At 66.8% G+C, this 20,276-nt stretch carries 26 protein-coding genes and 1 other RNA gene; 12 read left to right on the forward strand and 15 right to left on the reverse strand.

Annotated features, from left to right (window positions below):
- Positions 1–56 precede the first annotated feature (56 nt).
- The 5 genes from ruvB to ruvC all read right to left on the reverse strand — a co-directional run bounded on the left by ruvB (position 57) and on the right by ruvC (position 2,979).
- Positions 57–1,100 carry a Holliday junction branch migration DNA helicase RuvB gene (gene ruvB, locus H7A85_RS16765; RefSeq protein WP_182087111.1) on the reverse strand — a complete coding sequence of 348 codons (1,044 nt, stop codon included), beginning with the start codon at positions 1,098–1,100 and terminating at the stop codon, positions 57–59.
- A gap of 16 nt (positions 1,101–1,116) precedes the next feature.
- Positions 1,117–1,737, reverse strand: a complete 621-nt coding sequence (gene ruvA / locus H7A85_RS16770) for a Holliday junction branch migration protein RuvA (protein WP_182087112.1) — start codon at positions 1,735–1,737, stop codon at positions 1,117–1,119.
- On the reverse strand, positions 1,734–2,147 hold the full coding sequence (locus tag H7A85_RS16775) for a type II toxin-antitoxin system VapC family toxin (protein ID WP_182087113.1): 414 nt from the start codon (positions 2,145–2,147) through the stop codon (positions 1,734–1,736). The genes ruvA and H7A85_RS16775 overlap by 4 nt, the downstream gene beginning before the upstream one ends.
- 3 nt (positions 2,148–2,150) lie before the next feature.
- Positions 2,151–2,396: an AbrB/MazE/SpoVT family DNA-binding domain-containing protein gene (locus H7A85_RS16780; RefSeq protein WP_182087114.1), complete on the reverse strand. Its 246-nt coding sequence runs from the start codon at positions 2,394–2,396 to the stop codon at positions 2,151–2,153.
- A gap of 64 nt (positions 2,397–2,460) precedes the next feature.
- On the reverse strand, positions 2,461–2,979 hold the full coding sequence (ruvC, locus tag H7A85_RS16785; RefSeq protein ID WP_182087115.1) for a crossover junction endodeoxyribonuclease RuvC: 519 nt from the start codon (positions 2,977–2,979) through the stop codon (positions 2,461–2,463).
- Between the two features lie 145 nt (positions 2,980–3,124).
- On the opposite strand from ruvC, the gene H7A85_RS16790 reads away from it, so the two are divergent.
- Complete coding sequence (locus H7A85_RS16790; protein WP_182087116.1) at positions 3,125–4,207, forward strand: serine hydrolase; 1,083 nt, start codon at positions 3,125–3,127, stop codon at positions 4,205–4,207.
- A gap of 61 nt (positions 4,208–4,268) precedes the next feature.
- Here the strand turns inward: H7A85_RS16790 and H7A85_RS16795 are convergent, their stop codons facing one another.
- Positions 4,269–5,018 carry a YebC/PmpR family DNA-binding transcriptional regulator gene (locus tag H7A85_RS16795; RefSeq protein WP_182087117.1) on the reverse strand — a complete coding sequence of 250 codons (750 nt, stop codon included), beginning with the start codon at positions 5,016–5,018 and terminating at the stop codon, positions 4,269–4,271.
- 174 nt (positions 5,019–5,192) lie between these two features.
- Between H7A85_RS16795 and H7A85_RS16800 the strand changes: the two genes are divergently transcribed.
- Positions 5,193–6,005 (forward strand): MBL fold metallo-hydrolase, encoded by an 813-nt coding sequence (locus H7A85_RS16800; RefSeq protein ID WP_182087118.1) that lies wholly within the window; start codon positions 5,193–5,195, stop codon positions 6,003–6,005.
- A 3-nt stretch (positions 6,006–6,008) separates the two neighbouring features.
- Here H7A85_RS16800 and H7A85_RS16805 read toward each other — a convergent pair whose 3' ends face one another.
- The 3 genes from H7A85_RS16805 to H7A85_RS16815 form a co-directional block, all read right to left on the reverse strand.
- Entirely contained in the window at positions 6,009–6,233 is a 225-nt protein-coding gene (locus H7A85_RS16805; protein WP_182087119.1) for a hypothetical protein, read from the reverse strand.
- Positions 6,234–6,296: 63 nt separating this feature from the next.
- Positions 6,297–7,118, reverse strand: coding sequence for a TIGR00282 family metallophosphoesterase (locus tag H7A85_RS16810; protein ID WP_182087120.1), 822 nt, complete (start codon positions 7,116–7,118; stop codon positions 6,297–6,299).
- On the reverse strand, positions 7,115–7,735 hold the full coding sequence (locus H7A85_RS16815; RefSeq protein ID WP_182087121.1) for a glutathione S-transferase N-terminal domain-containing protein: 621 nt from the start codon (positions 7,733–7,735) through the stop codon (positions 7,115–7,117). Before H7A85_RS16815 ends, H7A85_RS16810 begins: the two co-directional genes overlap by 4 nt.
- Before the next feature lie 94 nt (positions 7,736–7,829).
- Here H7A85_RS16815 and H7A85_RS16820 point away from each other — a divergent pair, with 94 nt between their 5' ends.
- Positions 7,830–8,372 (forward strand): CAP domain-containing protein, encoded by a 543-nt coding sequence (locus H7A85_RS16820; RefSeq protein ID WP_182087122.1) that lies wholly within the window; start codon positions 7,830–7,832, stop codon positions 8,370–8,372.
- Here the strand turns inward: H7A85_RS16820 and H7A85_RS16825 are convergent.
- From H7A85_RS16825 to H7A85_RS16840, 4 genes are all read right to left on the reverse strand, one after another.
- On the reverse strand, positions 8,323–8,916 hold the full coding sequence (locus H7A85_RS16825) for a 5-formyltetrahydrofolate cyclo-ligase (RefSeq protein WP_182087123.1): 594 nt from the start codon (positions 8,914–8,916) through the stop codon (positions 8,323–8,325). The two genes, H7A85_RS16820 and H7A85_RS16825, sit on opposite strands and share 50 nt — an antisense overlap.
- Before the next feature lie 57 nt (positions 8,917–8,973).
- Positions 8,974–9,132: non-coding RNA, 6S RNA (gene ssrS, locus H7A85_RS16830), on the reverse strand.
- 66 nt (positions 9,133–9,198) lie between these two features.
- Positions 9,199–9,564: a cell division protein ZapA gene (gene zapA / locus H7A85_RS16835; RefSeq protein ID WP_182087124.1), complete on the reverse strand. Its 366-nt coding sequence runs from the start codon at positions 9,562–9,564 to the stop codon at positions 9,199–9,201.
- A gap of 32 nt (positions 9,565–9,596) precedes the next feature.
- Positions 9,597–9,878 (reverse strand): DUF4164 domain-containing protein, encoded by a 282-nt coding sequence (locus H7A85_RS16840; RefSeq protein ID WP_244631248.1) that lies wholly within the window; start codon positions 9,876–9,878, stop codon positions 9,597–9,599.
- Positions 9,879–10,377: 499 nt separating this feature from the next.
- Between H7A85_RS16840 and gap the strand changes: the two genes are divergently transcribed.
- The 5 genes from gap to H7A85_RS16865 all read left to right on the forward strand — a co-directional run bounded on the left by gap (position 10,378) and on the right by H7A85_RS16865 (position 15,881).
- Entirely contained in the window at positions 10,378–11,391 is a 1,014-nt protein-coding gene (gene gap / locus H7A85_RS16845; protein WP_182087126.1) for a type I glyceraldehyde-3-phosphate dehydrogenase, read from the forward strand.
- An 8-nt stretch (positions 11,392–11,399) separates the two neighbouring features.
- The gene (locus tag H7A85_RS16850) at positions 11,400–11,960 is read left to right on the forward strand and encodes a putative glycolipid-binding domain-containing protein (RefSeq protein ID WP_182087127.1); all 561 of its coding nucleotides are present in this window, start codon (positions 11,400–11,402) and stop codon (positions 11,958–11,960) included.
- Between the two features lie 35 nt (positions 11,961–11,995).
- The gene (locus H7A85_RS16855; protein WP_182087128.1) at positions 11,996–13,189 is read left to right on the forward strand and encodes a phosphoglycerate kinase; all 1,194 of its coding nucleotides are present in this window, start codon (positions 11,996–11,998) and stop codon (positions 13,187–13,189) included.
- A gap of 13 nt (positions 13,190–13,202) precedes the next feature.
- Positions 13,203–13,937: an SGNH/GDSL hydrolase family protein gene (locus H7A85_RS16860; protein ID WP_182087129.1), complete on the forward strand. Its 735-nt coding sequence runs from the start codon at positions 13,203–13,205 to the stop codon at positions 13,935–13,937.
- Positions 13,938–14,093: 156 nt separating this feature from the next.
- Positions 14,094–15,881 (forward strand): glucan export ABC transporter ATP-binding protein, encoded by a 1,788-nt coding sequence (locus tag H7A85_RS16865; RefSeq protein WP_244631244.1) that lies wholly within the window; start codon positions 14,094–14,096, stop codon positions 15,879–15,881.
- Positions 15,882–15,891: 10 nt separating this feature from the next.
- On the opposite strand, the gene H7A85_RS16870 is transcribed toward H7A85_RS16865, so the two are convergent.
- A complete protein-coding gene (locus H7A85_RS16870) occupies positions 15,892–16,602 on the reverse strand; it encodes a helix-turn-helix domain-containing protein (RefSeq protein WP_182087131.1) in 711 nt (236 codons plus the stop codon).
- Positions 16,603–16,682: 80 nt separating this feature from the next.
- Here H7A85_RS16870 and H7A85_RS16875 point away from each other — a divergent pair, with 80 nt between their 5' ends.
- Positions 16,683–17,117: a VOC family protein gene (locus H7A85_RS16875; RefSeq protein ID WP_182087132.1), complete on the forward strand. Its 435-nt coding sequence runs from the start codon at positions 16,683–16,685 to the stop codon at positions 17,115–17,117.
- Between the two features lie 27 nt (positions 17,118–17,144).
- A complete protein-coding gene (locus H7A85_RS16880; RefSeq protein ID WP_182087133.1) occupies positions 17,145–17,504 on the forward strand; it encodes a DUF1428 domain-containing protein in 360 nt (119 codons plus the stop codon).
- Positions 17,505–17,509: 5 nt separating this feature from the next.
- Here the strand turns inward: H7A85_RS16880 and H7A85_RS16885 are convergent, their stop codons facing one another.
- Entirely contained in the window at positions 17,510–18,541 is a 1,032-nt protein-coding gene (locus H7A85_RS16885; protein ID WP_182087134.1) for a ligase-associated DNA damage response exonuclease, read from the reverse strand.
- Positions 18,542–18,647: 106 nt separating this feature from the next.
- Between H7A85_RS16885 and H7A85_RS16890 the strand changes: the two genes are divergently transcribed.
- Positions 18,648–19,562 carry a methyltransferase gene (locus H7A85_RS16890; protein WP_182087135.1) on the forward strand — a complete coding sequence of 305 codons (915 nt, stop codon included), beginning with the start codon at positions 18,648–18,650 and terminating at the stop codon, positions 19,560–19,562.
- Between the two features lie 51 nt (positions 19,563–19,613).
- Positions 19,614–20,261 (forward strand): YitT family protein, encoded by a 648-nt coding sequence (locus H7A85_RS16895; protein ID WP_182087171.1) that lies wholly within the window; start codon positions 19,614–19,616, stop codon positions 20,259–20,261.
- Positions 20,262–20,276 lie beyond the last annotated feature (15 nt).

The raw sequence follows: 20,276 nt of genomic DNA on the forward strand, positions 1-20,276 counted from the left end.
CGGTTTCGCACCTCATGGAAGGGCGGGGTCTCGTGGCCCCGCCCTTTCTGATACGCCTATTCGTCGGCACCCTCTTCGAAGAGACTCGACTGCACGCCCTGATAGGTCGAAGGCACGGCGAGCCCGAGATGGCGGAACGCATGCTGGGTCAGGAGCCGCCCGCGCGGCGTGCGCTGGATGAAGCCCTGCTGCAGGAGATAAGGCTCGACGATGTCCTCGATCGCGTCGCGCGGCTCCGACAGCGCGGCGGCGATGGTCTCGATGCCGACCGGACCGCCGCCGAAGTTGAGCGCGATGAGGTCGAGATAGCGGCGATCGAGCTGGTCGAGCCCGAGCGAATCCACGTCGAGCCGGGTCAGCGCCTCGTCCGCGATGCGACGGTCCACCACTTCCGACCCCGCCATGGTCGCGAAGTCGCGCACCCGCCGCAGGAGGCGACCGGCGATGCGGGGCGTGCCGCGCGCGCGGCGAGCGATCTCGCGCGCGCCGTCGTCGCCCATGGCCAAGCTCATCAGCCGCGCGCCGCGCTTGACGATGTGTTCGAGCTCTTCGATCGTATAGAAGTTGAGCCGCACCGGAATGCCGAAACGGTCGCGCAGCGGTGTCGTCAGGAGGCCGATGCGCGTCGTGGCGGCCACCAGCGTGAACTTGGACAGGTCTATCTTCACCGAGCGCGCCGCAGGCCCCTCGCCGATGATTAGGTCGAGCTGGAAATCCTCCATCGCGGGGTAGAGGATTTCCTCGACCGCCGGGCTGAGGCGATGGATTTCGTCGATGAACAGGACGTCGCGCTCTTCGAGATTGGTAAGGAGCGCCGCCAGATCCCCGGCCTTGGCAATCACCGGGCCGGACGTGGAGCGGAAGTTGACGCCAAGCTCCTTGGCCATGATCTGGGCGAGCGTCGTCTTCCCGAGCCCCGGCGGGCCGACGAAGAGAACGTGATCCAGCGCTTCGCCGCGCGTCTTGGCCGCTTCGATGAAGATCTTGAGGTTGGCGCGCGCCGACGCCTGTCCGACGAACTCCTCCAGCCGCTGCGGACGCAGCGAGGCATCGACGTCCTCGCCGCGCTTTTCCGGGGTGATCAAACGGGTGTCGCTCATCGAACCTTACGCGCATTCATCGGCTGAGCGCCTTCAGGCCGAGGCGGATCAGCGTGGTGGACGGGGCATCCTCGCCGCCGTCCTTCACGGCGGCGGCGACCGCGCCCGCCGCCTGCTCGCGGGAATAGCCGAGATTGACGAGGGCCGAAACCGCATCCGCGATCGGCGCCAGGGCGACGCCCTCGCCGAGCTCTCGCTTCAACCCGAAGCTTTCGACGGAAGCCGCGCCCGAAAAGGCCGGCGCCTTGTCCTTCAGCTCGGCGACGATGCGCGCGGCGACCTTCGGTCCGACGCCGGGCGCGCGCGCCACCATCGTGCGATCCTGAAGGGCGATGGCGTTGGCGAGATCGCCCGCCGACAACGTGCCGACGACGGCCAACGCCACCTTGGCGCCGACCCCCTGCACGCTCTGAAGCAGCCGAAACCAGTCCCGCTCGACCGCGGAGGCGAAGCCGTAGAGCCGGATCATGTCCTCGCGCACATAGGTCTCGATGAAGAGCGAGGCCGCCTCGCCACGGCCCGGCAGGCCCGCCAGCGTACGCGCCCCGCAAAAGGCGACATAGCCGACGCCGTGGACGTCGAGCGTCACCGTATCCTCCTCGACCTCGTCGACGGTGCCCTTCAACTTGCCGATCAAGGATGCGTCTCCGGGCAGATGATCTCGAGGTTGGGAAAATAGGCGCGGTAGCGGGCGGCATCGCGCGTTAAAAGGCGATGGCCGGCGACGGATGCGTGCGCGCCGATGTAGAAGTCGGGAAGCGGCGAGCGCTTCTCGCCTATCTGGCGGCGGTAGTTCAGGAAGGCGCGACCCGCTGGGAAAGCCGCGCCCCATGGGAGCGGCTCATGATCGAATAGGGCCTTGTCGAGCAGCTGAAAGACTTCAGCTTCGTCCTCGAACCCGACCGAAAACTCCGCCACGATCAGAGGATTGATAGCAAGAGGGCCCTTACGGCGTGCGGCCGCGACGCGATCACGAGACCACTCGTGCCAGTCCTGATCCACACCATAGAGGTCGATCAGGATATTCGTATCGCACAAGGTCTTCATCGCTCAGTCGCGCAGAAGCTTCATCACCGCGTCAGCCTGCATATCTCCCAACGCGAAGCGTCCCGCGTTGCGATCGATGTGGCGCAGCAGCGCTTCCGCCGGATCGCCTTCGGGCCCGCCGTCGACATATTTCTCGAGAAAGACGCGGTCGGCACGGCTGACGAACTCGACCTCGCTTCCCGGTCCGATCCCGAGCTTGTCGCGGATCGGCTTGGGGATCGTCACCTGCCCCTTCTCGGTCACTCGCATTGCCTCGCCCTCGGTAATACCGATCGGTATTACCTAACCTCCACAACGGAACAAGTCAAGAACATCACAGCGCCGCGTAGGCCGCGCGAGCTTGTGCGGATTGGCGGTGATGGGTGTGGCAAATGGCGATCGCAAGAGCGTCGGCGGCATCGTCCGTGTCGAAAGTCGCCTTCGGCATCAGGACCTTGACCATCATATGGATCTGCTTCTTTTCCCCGTGGCCGACGCCAATCACAGCCTTCTTGACGGCGTTCGGCGCATATTCGGCGACGGAGAGCCCCGCCAGCGAAGGAACGAGAAGTGCGATGCCGCGCGCCTGGCCGAGCTTCAGCGTCGCCACGGCGTCCTTGTTGACGAAGGTCTGTTCCACGGCGGCTTCGTCCGGCACGAAACGCTGCAGCACCTCGGTCAGCCCGTCGTGCAACTGGCGCAGCCGTATGGCGAGTTCCAACTTGCCGTCCGACGTCACAGTGCCGCTGGCGACGAAGCGAAGCGAGTTGCCGGCCGTCTCGACGACGCCCCAACCAGTGCGCCGCAGGCCGGGATCAATCCCGATGATACGAATGGTCCGCTCCTGAAGCATGTGGGTGTTGAACCTTTGTTCACCGTAGATCGTCTCGAACTAAAGACAAAGAGTGAACGGATCGAAAACGAAGCGGAACGACGGCGCGCACAAGCTTCGGTGAGGTGCCGTGGCGATCAGCGAATTGCCGTCCCATCTTGCTCCCATGATCCGATCCCTACACCCGACGGCCGCGATCCTTGTCGCGCTGGCCCTGCCGCTTCCCGCCCTAGCGCAGGATGCGTCACCACCCGTTCCGTCCGAAGCCCGGACGGCCAATCAGGGCGTAGCCGCGACGCCCGATTTCGATGAGGCCGTTCAGCGCGCGGGCACGCTTCCAGCGCTTCGAACGCTGCAGATCGCGCAAGCCGGTGATGTCGCCGTCGATCGCGGCTTTCGCGCCAGCCGGACCGATCGCGCCGCCAACATCAAGTCGGCTTCCAAATCGGTGATCTCCGCCCTTGTCGGCATCGCCATCGACAAGGGTCTGATCGAAGGACCGGATCAGCCGATCGCCGATTTCCTGCGCGCCGACTTTCCCGCCGATCCCGACCCGCGCTTGGCTCGGGTGACGATCGGCAACCTCCTGTCCATGCAGGCCGGGCTGGAGCGCACGTCCGGCGGCAACTACGGCGCCTGGATCTCCTCGCGCAACTGGGTGCGCGACGCGCTCCGCCGCCCCTTCGTCGCCGAACCCGGCGCGGAGATGCTATATTCCACCGGCTCGACCCATCTTCTCTCCGCCATCCTGACGAAGGCCGGCGGAAAGAGCACGCTGGCGCTGGCGCGCGAATGGCTGGGGCCGGCCGGCGTCCGGGTGACCGACTGGGAGCGCGATCCGCAAGGGGTTTATCTCGGCGGAAACCAGATGGCGATGACGCCCCGCTCGCTTCTGGCTTTCGGCGAACTCTACCGGCGCGGCGGCGTGGCGGAGGATGGAACGCGCGTCCTGTCGGAGGACTGGATCCGCCAGTCCTGGACACCTCGCACCACCTCCCGCTTCCACGACGGGCGCTACGGATACGGCTGGTTCATCGACACGTTCGCCGGCCACGAGGGGCGCTACGGCTGGGGCTATGGCGGACAGATGATCTACGTGATCCCTGACCTCGATCTCACCGTCGCCATCACCTCCGACGAAAGCCAACCCTCGGCTCGTTCGGGCTACGTGCAGGACCTGCACCGACTCGTGTCGGAGGCGATCGTACCGGCGGCGGAAACCAGGAAGGCCGCTGCGCCGAAGACCTGATGCGAGAAAGGCCGCGCGAGACGAGCCGGCGCGGCCTCTCCCGTTTTAAACGCTTTGCAAGTTAGGCGGCGGAAAGCTTGGCCAGCGTTTCCTCGTCCACCTCGAAGTTGGCGTAGACATTCTGAACGTCGTCGTCGTCCTCGAGATTGGCGATGAGCCGTAGCACGCTCTGCGCCTTGTCCTCGTCCACCGGCGTGTTGGTCTGCGGGCGCCAGATGATCTTGACGCTTTCCGCCTCGCCGAGGCTCTTTTCCAGCGCTGCGGACACGTCGCCGAGATCCCCGAAGGCGGTGATGATGCGGTGGCCGTCCTCGTCGCTCTGGACGTCGTCCGCTCCACCCTCGATCGCCGCTTCCATGACCTTGTCGGCATCGCCCGCGCTCGGCGGGTAGACGATCTCGCCCACTCGATCCCACAGGAAGGACACCGAGTTGGTTTCGCCGAGCGCTCCGCCCGACTTCGTGAAGTACGAGCGAACGTTGGAGGCGGTGCGGTTGCGGTTGTCGGTCAGCGCCTCGACGATCACGGCGACGCCGCCCGGCCCGTAGCCTTCGTAGCGCACCTCGTCGTAGTTCTCGGTATCGGCGCCCGAACCCTTGCTGATGGCGCGCTGGATGTTGTCCTTGGGCATGGACTGCGCCTTGGCGTTGTTGACCGCCAGGCGAAGACGCGGGTTCATGTCCGGGTCGGGCGTGCCGCTCTTGGCCGCGACCGTGATCTCGCGCGCGAGTTTCGAGAACATCTTGGACCGCACGGCGTCCTGCCGGCCCTTGCGATGCATGATGTTCTTGAATTGGGAATGACCGGCCATTGCGGCACCTGTTCTTGGCTTGTGTTCTCGGATCGATGAAGTCGATCCTATAAAATCTCGGGCGGCTCACGTCCAGAACCGGCGGAAGCGGGCCGATCACCGGAAAATGAGTTGGGATGCGCGTGTGATCGAGCGCAGTCTCGCCGGACGGCACCCCTCGCGAGGTTTCCAGCGATGCGGCATCTCCTCCTCGGTCTCGCCTTCGTCTTGGGCGCGACTCCCCCGGCTTTCGCGCAGGAAACGCCCGTCAGCTCGTGCCTCTCGATCGCCGATCGCGTGCCCGGCGCGCGCTATGCGGCGCTGGACGCGGCGGAAGCGCCGACCCGCCTTGCCGCCAACACGCGCGGCGAGGTGCGGATCACCTTCGTCCACCATTCGACCTATCTGATCGAGAGTGCCGAGGGCGTTCGCATCGCCACCGACTATTCCGGCTATCACGGCGGCGCCGAGCCGCCGGATGCCGTGACTATGAACAAGGCGCACTCGACCCACTACACCGACCATCCCGACCCCGGCATCGGCACGGTGCTGCGCGGCTGGAACCCCGGCGGGGGCGCGGCGCATCATGCGGTGAGCGTCGGGGACGTCCTCGTCCGCAACGTGCCGACCGACATCAACCGCTTCGGCACGTTCGAGCCGGACGGCAACTCGATCTTCATCTTCGAGGCGTCGGGCCTTTGCATCGGGCATCTCGGCCATCTCCACCACAAGCTGACGGAAGACGACTATGCCGCGATCGGCCGGCTCGACGTCCTGATGGTGCCCGTGGACGGATCGTGGACCATGAGCCAGGCGGGCATGGGTGAGATCGCTCAAAGGCTGCACTCGTCGGTGGTCCTGCCGATGCACCGCTTCCGCACGCCGATCGAACAGTTCCTGTCGCAGATCCCCGACTTCGCGGTGGAACGGCGAAAGGAAGCTTCGATCACTCTGTCGGCCCGTACACTGCCTCGCCAGCCGACCGTGGTGATTCTGAGCGGCGTCTGACGCTCAGCGGCGCCGGCGATTGCCGGCCGCGTTCGCCTTCTCGTCCTCGCCGTCGAGGATTGCGGCTTCCTTCTCGCGTTCGTCGTCGTCGTCGTCCAGTTGGATCTGGGAGGGCTGGCGGAGCGTCGGTCCGTGGTGATGGCGCGGGATCGCGGGGGCCGAGGTCGCGAAGGAAATCAACGACAGAAGAACCCCCATGAGGTGAAGGCGGGTCTGGTTCGAAGGCAAGGGTCCCGCTCCCTGTTTCGGCCGCCGCGACGGAACGCCGCGAATGCGGCCATTCTCCGGCGCTCACCAGAAGTCGGGAACGGCCTCCGTCAGCCTCGGGCCGAGGCGCACGGCGGCGACCCGCTCGGCAAGGCCCGTCCGGTCCGAGATCTCCACCGCCAGCCCGCAGATCGTCGCCGGCCCCGCCGCCGCCTCGAAGCGGCCGCGCGGCACCTTGGTGACGAAGCGGTTCAGCGGTTCTTCCTTATCCATGCCGAGCGATGAATCGTAGTCGCCGCACATGCCGGCGTCCGACTGGTAGGCCGTGCCGCCGGGCAGGATCTGATAGTCGGCCGTCGGCACGTGGGTATGGGTGCCGACGACGACCGACGCCCGCCCGTCGAGGAAGTGGCCGAAGCACTGCTTCTCGCTCGTCGCTTCGGCGTGGAAATCGACGATCACGGCGTCCGCCTGCTCGCCGAGCGGGCAGGCCGAAACGATGTCCTCGATCGCGCGGAACGGATCGTCGAGTTCGGGGTGCATGAAGACGCGCCCCATGACGTTGGCGACGAGGACGCGGGCCCCGTTGCGCGCCTCCACGAGGCAGGATCCGCGCCCGGGCGTTCCCTTCGGATAGTTCGCCGGGCGCAGGAAGCGGTCGTGCCGCCCGGCGAAGCTCAGCGCCTCTCGCTGGTCGAACACGTGGTTGCCGGTGGTCACCACGTCGGCGCCGGCGGCGCAGGTTTCCTCGAAGATCTCCTCGGTGATGCCGAAGCCGCCGGCCGCGTTCTCGCCGTTGACGACGACGAAATCGAGCCGCCAGTCGGAAACGAGGCCCGGCAGCCGCTGCGCGACCGCCGTGCGCCCGGTGCGGCCCACCATGTCGCCGAGGAACAGGAACCTCATGCGGACAGGGCTTCCTTGGCCGCCTTCAGCTTTTCCAGCGCCCGAACGACGGCTGGGCGCTGGCCGACGCGCTCGACCCACGCGGCGAGGGCGGGATAGCGCTCGGCGGCGTCCAGTGCCCTCAGCCCGGCCTTGGCCCAGGAGAAGTTCATCACGTCGGCGATCGAGTAGTCACCCGCGAGATATTCGCGGGAGGCGAGATGCGCGTCGAGAACGCCGAGCAGGCGTTCGGCCTCCTTCTCGAAGCGGCGAATGGCGAACTCGCTTCTCTCGGACGCGTTGCGGAAGTAGTGGACCTGCCCGATCATCGGCCCCGTGCCGCCGGCCTGGAAGAACACCCAGCCGAGCGCCTCGGCGCGGGCCGCGCCGCCGGCCGCCAGAAGCTTGCCCGTCTTTTCGGCCAGATGGATCAGGATCGCGCCCGACTCGAAGACCCGAACCTCCTCGTCCACCAGCGCCGGAATGCGGCCGTTGGGGTTGATCGCAAGAAAGTCGGATTCCTTCTGTTTGCCCGTCGAAATGTCGAGAAGGCGCAGATCGTAGGGCAGCCCAAGTTCTTCCAGAAGAATGACAGGCTTTTCGCCGTTCGGCGTGGTCCAGGTGTAGAGTTCGATCACGAGGCGAATCTCCCGACAAACGAAGTTTCCAACGACCTAGCGCGCGCCGAGGCGCGTTGCGAGGGCGGACCGGCATGGACAGGCGAACAAACGGATGACGGGACGAACGAAAGCGCTCGGCGCGATGCTGGCGACCAGCCTTCTGGCGGCATGTGCCACCAGCACGCCGCGCTCCGACATGGAAGCGATGGCGATCGACCGGGCGCAAGGGCTGGCGGCGGTCAACGCCTTCCGCGCCGAAAACGGACTGAAACCGCTGCGCATCGACGACCGACTGATGCGAGCGGCCGCCTCGCAGAGCGAGGCGATGGCACGGCGCGACAAGATGGACCATGCGGTGGCGGGCGCCCTGCCCGGCCGCGTGGAAGGCGCGGGCTACCATTGGGGTACGACTGCCGAGAACATCGGGCGCGGATATCAGAGCTACGACGCCGCGATGGTCGGTTGGATCAACTCGCCCGGCCACCGCAAGAATCTCTTGAACCCCAACGTCACCGAGATCGGGTTCGCGGGCGCCAAGCTCGCCGGGAACCCTCGCCCCTACTGGTCGCAGATCTTCGCGGCACCCAGCCGCAACCGCCCCTCGGTCACGCCGGAGAAGCCGATGCGCTGGGGGCCCGAACTCCGTTTTCCGTAACCACGAAATCGAGGAACCTGTCCCGCGCATCGACCGGCACCTCGTCCACGCCCTGCGCCTCGAAAGCAAGGCCGACGGTGAGGAGGGAAGGGTTCAGAGCGTGGAGACGCTCGATCGCCCGGTCGTAGAACCCCTTACCGTAGCCGATCCGCGCGCCGCGCGCGTCGAAGGCGAGAAGCGGCACGAGGAGGATCGCCGGGTCGAGGCGCCCGGCACCCGGACCCGGCGCGACCGTGCCGAGGCCTTGCGGCTCCAGAGCGGCGCCGGGGGCGAGTTCCCGAAAGTCGAGTTCGCCCTCCACGATCGCCGGCACGGCGAGGCGCGCGCCCCGCGCCCACAGCCATTGCATCGCCGGCCGGGGATCGATCTCCGAGCGAATGGGAAGATAGGCACCGACCGTGGCGAGATCGCCATCCGGCAGGCACCGCTTCAAGCCGTCGACGATCGCCAGCGACGCCTCAGCGCGCCAGGTTTCCGGCAACGCGTCGCGGCGCGCTCGCGCAACACGTCGAAGCTCGGCCTTCAGGATGGCGATATCAGGCATGGTTCTCCCTCGCGGCGGCGATGCAGTGGCACCGCATCTAGCGAAGGGCGAGAGGAGTGGCGAGCCACCTCGGCCGATGAGAAGATCGATCCCGGGAACCTACAGAGTAGGTGGGCGCCGTATGCCCCAGCCCACGAGCCGAGGCAGGAACAGCTCCCTTAGGGATGCGTAAGGCCCCGGGGAATAAGTTATCCCTGTCGAACCGCGCAGCCCGCCGCAACGAGATATAGCACCCTCCCCGCCGCGTTTCCATGGGCTAGCAGCGAAGGATCGCTCCGACGATCAGTCGCGCCCGGTTTCCAGCTTCGCGGCAATGCGCTCCACCACGTCGGAAATGCCGAGGAGGTGCTCCGTCAGCCGCTCGTCGCCCTCCCGCCGTCCGTCGGCCGAACGTGCCGCGCCCGCCTCGAACTCGGCCACACGCGCCTGCGCTTCGGCCAGTTGGGTCTTCGCATCGTCGAGTTCGTCCGAAACCATGATGGCGGCCATCACCATCATGCGCAGGTCGCCGATCTCGCCGAACGAGCCTCGCAGTTCCGCGACGCGCGCGTCGAGCCCGGCGGCCAGGCCCTCGAGATGCGCTTCCTCGCCTTCGGCGCAGGCCATGCGGTAGGTCTTGCCATCGATGGTGACGACGATCTGGGGCATGGGCCTTCAAGTCTCCGCTGAAACGGGTCGGTTCAGGCTCGGCGCTCGGCCAGAACGTCGCGGATGGATTCCATCGCGTTCACCAGCCGGCGCGAGACTTCCCGGTTGGCCGCCTCCAGGCGCTGCGCCCGCGTCAGGGCGGTGTCGAGTTCGCCGGCGAGGCGGGAGCGATCGGCCGTCATCCGCTGCACTTCCTCCTCTACCGACAGGACGACATGGTCGCGGGACAAACGCGCGTCGACGGCGTTCTCCAATCGCTCCAGAGCCTTCTGGAGCCGATAGGTCGCATCGCCCAGCGGGTTTCCCGCATCCATCATTTGCCCTCCGCCGTCGAGGTTGCGCATCGAACGCCCGGCGGGGCGCGCGAGCGCGGTCGTGTTTCACGCTTTAACGTGACCGACCACGGTTTGAAAAGCGCCGAAGGCAGGACGAGGCCCGTTTCGCCCGCGTGATTGACACGCGTGGAGTACCTATGATGTGTGCCAACCGAACGACGAATCCTCTTAATCGCCACGGGCGAAGCCGCGGAGGAATGCGCGACGGATGATGGCCCGGCACGACTTGCAACGGCAGGCGGAGGATGTCCGCGCGGCCGTTTCGGCGACCTCGATCATGGTCGCGCCCTCGCATCGTCATCCACCCGTCATCGCCGTCCCGCACACCCTCCCTTCGCGGAACGAGCGCGCCCGGCGCGGCTGACATCGAACGCCCGAGGCCCTATCTCGGGCCGGGACCACCCATTCGCCGCGCCCTTTCGGGCAGGCTTCGGACGCTCCGGCCATTCCGGCCGCGTCCCTTGAGGAGAAGAAGACCATGGCAGTTCGCGTCGCCATCAACGGTTTCGGTCGCATCGGCCGCAACGTTCTGCGCGCCATCATCGAGTCCGGCCGCACCGACGTCGAAGTGGTCGCCATCAACGACCTCGGCCCGGTCGAGACCAACGCTCACCTGATCCGCTACGATTCGGTCCATGGCCGCTTTCCCGGCACCGTGAAGGTCGACGGCAACACGATCGACGTCGGGCGCGGGCCCATGCGCGTGACCGCCGAGCGCGATCCGAAGAACCTGCCCTGGGGCGAGCTCGGCATCGACATCGCCTTCGAATGCACCGGCATCTTCACCGACCCGGCCAAGGCCTCGGCGCACCTGGAAGCGGGCGCCAAGAAGGTGCTGATCTCCGGCCCGCTGACCAACGCGGCCGACGAAAAGACGGTGGTCTTCGGCGTCAACGACAAGACGCTGAAGGCGAGCGACCGGATCGTCTCCAACGCGTCCTGCACGACGAACTGCCTCGCCCCGGTCGCCAAGGTCCTGGATGAAGCCATCGGCATCGAGACCGGCTTCATGACCACGATCCATTCCTACACCGGCGACCAGCCGACGCTCGACACGATGCACAAGGACCTCTACCGGGCGCGCGCCGCCGCCCTGTCGATGATCCCGACCTCGACGGGCGCGGCCAAGGCGCTCGGCCTCGTCCTGCCGCAGCTCAAGGGCAAGCTCGACGGATCCTCGATCCGCGTGCCGACGCCGAATGTGTCGGTGGTGGACTTCAAGTTCACCGCCAAGCGAGACACCACGGTCGAGGAAGTGCAGAACGCCATCCGCGCGGCCGCCGAAGGCCCGCTCAAGGGCATCCTCGGCTACACGCTCGACCCGAACGTGTCGGTGGACTTCAACCACGACCCGCACTCCTCCATCTTCGCCATGGATCAGGTGAAGGTGCTCGGCGGCAACTTCGTGCGCATCCTGTCCTGGTACGACAACGAGTGGGGCTTCTCCAACCGCATGTCGGACACCGCGATCGCGATGCACAACGCCGCCTGAGGTCGATCATGGGCTTCCGGCCTCTCCCCTCCCGCGATGTCCGCTGGGCGCCCGTCGAGGGCGAGGGGCTGGAGCATCTGCATCTTTCGGCGACGCCTTCGGGCGTCGTCGCACGCTCGGCCGTCATCGGCGAGCGGGGCGGCATCGCCTACGGCATCTTCTACGAGATCCACCTCGACGCCGGCTGGCGGGTGGAGCGGTTCGAGATTTCGACGGCGCGGGGGCAGCGGCTGGCGCTGACGCAGGAAGCGACGGGGCGCTGGACCGACGAGAGCGGCGCGCATCGGACCGCGCTGGACGGCTGCATCGACATTGACCTCGCCGGAACACCGTTCACCAACACGCTCCCGATCCGCCGCCTCGCCGGCCGCCTGTCGCAGCCGGCGGACCTGCGCATGCTCTACGTGCGCTTCGACACGTTCGAGCCGCTGGTGGACGAGCAGCGATATACCGAACTGTCACCCACCCTGTTCCGCTACGAGGCAATGGACCGCAGTTTCTCGGTCGAACTGCCTGTCGACGAAGACGGGCTGGTGATCGACTACCCGACTCTCTTCAAGCGCGTCTGACGCAAAGCGCCATCACCCCATACGGAGCCCACGCCATGACCCTGTTCAAGACGCTCGACGACGCCGCGCTTTCGAGCAAGCGCGTCCTGGTGCGCGTGGACCTCAACGTGCCGATGAAGGACGGCAGGGTCACGGACGCGACGCGCATCGAGCGCATCCTGCCGACGATCCGCGAGATCGCGGACAAGGGCGGCCGCGCCATCCTGCTCGCCCATTTCGGCCGCCCGAAGGGCAAGGTCGATCCCGCGCAGTCGCTGGCGCCGATCGTGCCCGTTCTGGCGGAAAAGCTCGGCAAGCCGGTCGGCTTTGCCGAGGACTGCGTCGGCCCGGTCGCCGATGGCATTGTCGCCAACATGAAGGACGGCGACGTCCTGCTTCTGGAGAACACGCGCTTCCACGAGGGCGAAGAGAAGAACGACGAGACCTTCGTCTCGCAGCTCGCCGCGCTCGGCGACGTCTACGTGAACGACGCGTTCTCCGCCGCGCACCGCGCCCATGCCTCGACCGAAGGGCTCGCGCATCATCTGCCCTCCTATGCCGGCCGCACGATGCAGGCCGAACTGGAAGCCCTGGAAAAGGGTCTCGGCAATCCGGAAAAGCCGGTCGTCGCGATCGTCGGCGGCGCCAAGGTCTCGACCAAGATCGACCTCCTGCAGAACCTCGTCACCAAGGTCGATTGCCTCGTGATCGGCGGCGGCATGGCCAATACGTTCCTGGCCGCGCTCAGCAAGGATGTCGGCAAGTCGCTCTGCGAGCATGATCTGGCGGGAACCGCCAACGAGATCATGGCGGCCGCGGAAAGGAGCGGCTGCACGATCCTCCTGCCGGTGGACGCTGTGGTCGCGCGCGAGTTCAAGGCGAACGCGGCGAACGAGACGGTATCTGTCGACGCCGTGCCGGGCGACGCCATGATCCTCGACGTCGGCCCGGCCAGCGTCGGCGCGATTTCCGAGTGGATCGACAAGTCGAAGACGCTGGTCTGGAACGGCCCGCTCGGCGCCTTCGAGATCGAGCCGTTCGACAAGGCGACGATGGCGGCCGCGCGCCATGCCGCCGCGCGCACCGACGAGGGCCAGCTCGTGTCGGTCGCCGGCGGCGGCGACACGGTCGCAGCTCTCAACCAGGCAGGCGTGTCCGAGCGCTTCTCCTACGTCTCGACCGCCGGCGGCGCCTTCCTCGAATGGATGGAAGGCAAGCCGCTGCCGGGCGTCGACGCGCTCAAGGCCTGAGGGCTGCCCCGCGATGAACACGGCCCTCGCCTCGTGGCTGCTCCTGCCTGTCTATATCTGGCAGGGCATCGGCATCCGGCGGCGCATCGAACGGATGCTGCCGCCGACGGGCCCGAGCCACGGCGTGTCGGGATCCGAAGCCGCGCCGGCGGCGAACGCCATCCGCCTTCTGGTGCTCGGCGATTCGTCGGCGGCGGGCGTCGGCGTCGATCGCATCGAGGAGGGGCTGGCGGCCCGGCTAGCCGAGCGCATGCACGCGCTGACGGGCCGAACCGTCGTCTGGCGCGCGGTGGGGTCCAACTCGGCCGTTTCGGCCGATGTGCGCGACCTGATCGTCCCCAACATCGCACGCGACGCCTTCACCCACATTCTTCTCAGCGTCGGCACCAACGACGTGAAGAACTTCCACTCCACGCGGCGCTTCAAGCGCGGCTTCGGCGGGCTTCTCTACGCGTTGCGCGCCCGCTGGCCGGATGCGCGCATCGTCTGGTCGCCTCCGGTGGACATGCTGCGCGTGCCGGCCCTGCCGCGCGGTCTCGCCCACGTCCTCAGCCTGCGCGAGCGGATGCTGGCGCGGCTCGGCAAGCGGCTGTGCCTAGAGCGCGGCGTCGTGCCGGCGACCACGCTTCCCCGCGTCGAGCCGGCGGGGTTCTCGCGCGACGGCTTCCACGCCTCGGCGGCCGGAGCGGCCTACGCGGCGGGGCATCTTGCGCCCTACGTCCTTGGAAACAACCCGGCGCCAAGCTGAACGCAGCCTGAACGGAAAGGTCGGAGCGAAATAGAGCCAAACATTTCAGCTTCAAGTCGGCTTAGTCGTGTTTTGGACAAAAACCGGCGCGAATGAGCGCCGCGCTTTTGAGGCGGCTCATGATTCGAGCCGTCGCGCCGATGATCGATGGCTGCCATGTCCGCTGCATCTCAAGCCTTCCAAGCCTATGTCCAAGCCATTCGCCTGCTGGCACCTGAGCGCGGCCGGGCATCCGGCATCGTCCTGGCCGGCGTCGCGCTGGCCGGCATCCAGGTGGCGGAGCCCGTTCTTTTCGGCCATGCGATCAACGCCCTTCTGGCACGCGAGAACGCGCTCGGTCTCGTGCTCCTGTGGGGCGCGGCGAGCTTCGTGTCGTTTCTGGCAGCCATGGCGATCTCGCTCCTTTGCGACCGCCTGATGCATCGCCGACGTCTGGCAGCCATGGGCACGTTCTTCGAGCATGTTCTGGCGCTTCCCGCCTCGTTCCACTCGCGCTCCCAGTCGGGAAGCCTGATGCGCATCATGACGTCGGGCGTCGATACGCTGTTCAACTTCTGGCTGCCGCTCTTTCGAGAGCAGATCGGCAATTTCGTCGCGCTCGGCGTGCTCGTGCCGGTCGCGTTCTGGATGAACTGGCGGCTGGCGTCTCTTCTCGGCGTGCTGATCGGCGTCTACACGATCGTCAATCTCGCGGTGGTGCGGCGCACGTCGGGCGGCCAGAGCCATGTGGAGGGTCACTTCACGCAGGTGTCGGGCACGGTCGGCGAGTTGTTCGGCAACGCCACGATGCTGCAGAGCTTCCTCGCCGTGCCGCTCGAGGTGCGCTCGATCCGCTCTTCGCTCGACCGCATCCTCGCCGCGCAATATCCGGTGCTCAACTGGTGGGCCGTGATGGCGGTGCTGACGCGTGGCGCCTCGTCCATCTCGATCGTCTCGATCTTCGCCTACGGCTCGTGGCTCGCCTCGCACGGGCAGTCGAGCGTCGGCGAGATCGTTTCCTTCGTCGGCTTCGCGACGCTCCTGATTGGCCGGCTTGACCAGCTCACGGGCTTCTTGATGAGCCTCTTCACCCGCGCGCCGATGCTGGTGCAGTTCTTCGGCGTCCTGCGCGAGCGCTCCGACGTGATCGAGTTCACCGACGCGGTCCCGCTTGAGGTCACGCAAGGGCGCGTGCGCTTCGAAAACGTCTCCTTCCAGTACCCGCAAGGGTCGGGCGCTATCCGCGGGCTCGACTTCGAGGTGGCGCCCGGCGAAACGGTTGCCATCGTCGGCCCGACCGGTTCGGGCAAGTCCACCGCCCTTTCCCTCCTCCAGCGCGCCTACGATCCCGAAAAGGGTCGCATCACGATCGACGGGCAGGACATTCGCCACGTGACGCTGAACTCGCTGCGCGGCTCGATCGGCGTGGTCTTCCAGGAAGCCGGCCTTTTCAGCCGCTCGGTCGGTGAGAACATCGCGATCGGCCGGCCCGAGGCCTCGATGGCCGAGATCGAGGAAGCCGCCAGGCTCGCGGGCGCCTACGACTTCATCACGGGCAAGCCGGAGGGCTTCGCCGCGCCTGTCGGCGAGCGCGGCGCCGGGCTGTCGGGCGGCGAACGCCAGCGCCTTGCGATCGCGCGCGCGCTTCTGAAGGACGCGCCGATCCTGATCCTCGACGAGGCCACCTCCGCGCTCGACACCGCGACGGAAACCCGCCTCCAGGGCGCACTGGAGCGTCTGCGCAAGGGGCGCACGACCTTCGTCATCGCGCATCGCCTGTCCACCATCCGGTCGGCCGACAAGATCCTCGTCCTCGACAACGGCTCGATCGCCGAATGCGGCACGTTCGACGAACTGGTCGAGCGCGGTGGCATCTTCGCCGGCTTGGCGCGTGATGCCGGCGTCGCGGCCAAGCGGCAGGCGATGCCCGAGCCGCAATACGCCTATCTCGAAGCCGCCGAATAGACGCGAAGGATCAGCCGGCGGGGCGGGACGCCTTCTCGGGCAGGGGAAACAGGGTCGCGAACCGGCGCGCCAGCGCCCGGTCTCCCTCGATCCGCAACGTCCCGCCGTCTTCCAGCACTTCGAGCGGCTGGCCGCCATAGATGGCGGCCGCCACGGCCGGCGCCTCCCCTGCGAAAACGGCATCGGCCGCGTCGATGGAGCCTGCCGCCACGAGAAGCCGACCGTCCCCCACCGTCGCGATCAGCATCTCGCGACCGAGGCGGAAACCGACCCGCGCGGAAAAATCACCTGCCATCCCCGCGTCGAACATCGTGCGAAGCGAGAGCATCAGCGAAGCGCTGGAAAAGCTCGCCGAAGGGTCGTGAAACGGCGAGCGAGCGCCCCAGCGTCCCAGGACGCGAAGGATTGGCTCGGCCTCGTATCCCCATGCCGTCAGCTCGTAGACCTTCGCGGCTGACGGCGGCAGCAGCGTGCGCCGCTGGAGAACGCCCGCCTCCTCCAGCCATTGAAGGCGCTGCGTCAGGATGTTGGCGCTGATGCCCGGCAGGCCGGCGCGAAGATCGCTGAACCGGCGCGGTCCCGTCATCATTTCGCGGACCACGAGAAGCGTCCAGCGCTCGCCCAGAAGCTCCATGGCATGGGCCGCCGCGCAGGCATCGAGGTAGTGCCAACGCCGGTCGCTTGCCGCTCGATCGTCTTTAGTTTCTTTTTCTAACTTCATTGTTGCTTTTAATAACTATCTGCGAGATGCTGCGTCAAGCGGACGGGACGGATTTCCGCGGCACTGGAGGATAAGTCAGGATGAGCCAGTTGATCTTCATCAATCTCCCGGTGCGGGACCTCGCGACGTCGACCGCCTTCTACGAGGCGGTGGGCGGGCCACGGAACCGGCAGTTCAGCGACGAAACGGCAAGCTGCATCGTGGTTTCGGACGTCATCCATGTGATGCTGCTGACGCACGAGAAGTTCATGCAGTTCTCGCCACGTCCGATCTCCGATGCCCGCAAAACGGCACAGGTTCTTTTGTGCCTGTCGACAGAGACCCGGGGGGATGTCGACGCATGGGTGGAAAAGGCGGTCGCCGCCGGCGGCGTGGCGGACCCGACTCCGACACAGAATCACGGCTTCATGTACGGACGTTCGTTCGAGGACCCGGATGGCCATATCTGGGAGATCGCCTGGATGGATCCCGCGGCCCTCCCGGGCTTTCAGCAAACTGCCGAGACTGTCGCTTGAATCGCCCCGCGCATGGAGAGACCAGCCATGAGCTATGTCGAAGGTTTCCTGATTCCGGTCCCGCATGACAAGCGGGACGCCTACCTCGCCGTGGCGGAGAAGGCCGCCCCGATCTTCCGGGAATATGGCGCGACGGAGGTCGTCGAGTGCTGGGGGCAGGATCTCCAGGACGGCAAGGTCACGGATTTCAGAAAAGCCGTAAAGGCGGAAGCCGACGAGAACGTCGTCTTCTCGTGGATCGTCTACCCCTCCAAGGCGGTGCGGGACGAGGCGGTCCAAAAGGTCTTCTCCGACCCGCGCATGCAATTCGACAACGACGAGATGCCCTTCTCGATGCAGCGCATGATCTTCGGAGGTTTCGAGACCATGCTCCGGCAGGGGGACTGAGCGCCCTATTCCGCTTCGTCCTCGTATCCGACGAGATGGAGCGGGCGGGCGCGCACGCCGCGCAGCGCGCACCAGCGCACCAACGCCTCCTCGCGCCCATGGGTCACCCAGACTTCCTGCGGCGCGATCTCGGCAATGGTCTCGATCAATTCGTCCCAGTCGCAGTGATCCGACAGGATCAGGGGCAGTTCCACGCCGCGCTGGCGCGCCCGCTGGCGCACGCGCATCCAGCCGCTCGCAAAGCACGAGACTGGATCGGGAAAGCGCCGCGCCCACTTGTCGGCAAAGGCGGAGGGCGGCCCAACGATGATGGCACCCGCGAACTCACTCTTCGCCGCCCCTTCGTCGCTCTTGCCCCGTGCGATCGTCGCCGGACGCAGGTCTCCCAGATCGATCCCCTCCCGCTCGTAGAAGTCGCAGAGCTTCTTAAGGGCACCGTGGATATAGATCGGTTCGCGGTAGCCCTCCTCGCGCAGCATGCGGATGACGCGCTGCGCCTTGCCAAGCGCATAGGCGCCGACGAGATGGGCGCGTTCGGGAAACTGACGGGTGGACTGGATCAGCTTACGCACCTCGCCGCGGCTGTCGGGATGGCGAAACACGGGAAGCGCGAAGGTCGCCTCGGTGATGAAGACGTCGCAGGGCACCGGCTCGAAGGGCTCGGCGGTCGGGTCCTCGCGTCGCTTGTAGTCGCCCGACGCGACGATGCGCATCCCCTCCCATTCCACCAGGATTTGCGCCGAACCAAGGACGTGACCGGCCGGATGGAAGGAAACCGAAACGCCGTTGATCTGCGTCCGCTCGCCCCATTCGGCGACCTGCCGGACCTCGGCGAAATCCTCGCCGTAGCGCAGCGCCATGATGTCGAGCGTCCGGCGCGTGGCGAGGACGCTCGCATTGCCCGGTCGCGCGTGATCGGCGTGACCGTGCGTCACCAGTGCGCGATCCACGGGCCGCACGGGGTCGATGTAGAAGTTTCCCGGCGGGCAGAAGAGCCCTTCGGGCGTCGGACGCAGGAGGTCTTCGAAGCGCGGCATGGGACGATAGATAGGGTGGCGTTTCGCCGGGGTAAGCGAAGCCGCTTGCATCCGGGGCCGGTTGCCCTCCATACCGCCTCGCGCCCCTTTCGGAACCCTTGGCCCCTTGCTCCAGACCACGCACCGTTCCGGCGACCCGCTCGCCGATCGCCGCGCCGACTATGCCGAAGCCTACGCCCGGGCGGGCGAGCTCGAGGCGGCGGCCGATCTGATGCGTCAGGCGGTGGAGCGCGCGCCCGGCTGGCTGCTCGGCCGCGTTCGCTGGGCCGAGTTGGCCGGCGAGGCCGGAGACCGGGAGACGGCGGCCGAGATCCTGCGCGCCGTTCTCGCCGAGGACGAGCTCGACCCTTACGGTGCCTCGCTGAAGCTCGCGCGCATCGGCGAAGCGCCGGTGCCGAGCGCGCCCTCGCCGAGTTTCGTCGCCGGCCTGTTCGACCAATATGCCGACACCTTCGAGGACTCGCTGGTGCGCCGGCTCGGATACAGCGTGCCTGATAAGCTGATCGAGATGCTGCTCGGCGCCGGCATGCCGAACTCGCTTTCGTCCGCCTTGGATCTCGGCTGTGGAACGGGCCTGATGGGCGAGCGGCTGCGCCCCCACTGCGCGCGGCTTCACGGTATAGACCTATCGACCGGAATGCTGGACAAGGCGCGCGGGAAGGCGATCTACGACGATCTTCGCGAAGGCGACATACTTGATGCCGCACGCGCGGACGGGCGCCCCTACGATCTCGTCACCGCCGCCGACGTCCTGATCTATCTCGGCGATCTTCGCCCGCTCTTCGATCGCCTCGCCACCCTTCAGGAGGTCGGCGGATGGCTCGGTCTATCCACTGAGTCCAACAAGGCGACGGACGACTTCGTCCTGCGCCCTTCCCTGCGTTATGCTCACGCGCCCGCCTACGTTGCTCGGCTTCTCCCTGAGGCCGGCTACGAGTTGCGGGCCGAGCGATCGGTCGTGGTCCGCCTCGATCGGGGCGAGCCCGTGCCGGGCACGATTCTCGTCGCCCGTCGTGTTTGAAGTTCGGAGAAGAGCGTGAGTTTGAAAGAGACCGAACGAGCCGGCGAGCGCTTGGAACAGGAATCCGCGAAGCGCGCGCACCGCTTCGGTTCCTGGGCCTCGACGGCGACCCGCCACAGCCCGTGGGAGGATGCACTGGGCATCGTCGCGGGGGTCACGCTGACGGCCGTCGGCATCTCGGTTCTCGGCTCGCTCGGCTTCCTGACCGGCGGGATGGCGGGCCTCGCCTTCGTGGTGCACTACCTTTCGGGGTGGAACTTCGGCCTCGTGTTCTTCTTGCTCAACCTGCCCTTTTACGGTCTCGCCATCGGTCGAATGGGCCGGGCCTTCACGATCAAGACGGCCTTCGCCGTCGTGCTGCTTTCGCTGATGACGGCGTTCAGCGGCGACTTTCTCCAGTTCGCCCATATCCAGCCGCTGTTCGGGGCCTGCCTCGGCGGCCTCATGCTCGGTTTCGGACTCCTCGCCCTGTTTCGCCATCGCTCAAGTGCGGGGGGCGTCGGTATCCTCGCCCTCTACCTGCAGGACCGTTTCGGCTGGCGCGCCGGGTTGACGCAGCTTGCCGTCGATCTTCTGGTGCTCGTCACCGCATTCACGGCCGTTTCTCCCGGCGCGGTCGCCTATTCCGTTCTCGGCGCTTTGGTGCTCAACCTGTTTCTGGCGATCAACCACCGGACGGACCGCTATCTCGCCGTCTGACATCTTGGCGGCAGG

It is taken from the genome of Aureimonas sp. ME7, assembly GCF_903970965.1.
Classification (GTDB): Bacteria; Pseudomonadota; Alphaproteobacteria; order Rhizobiales; family Rhizobiaceae; genus Aureimonas.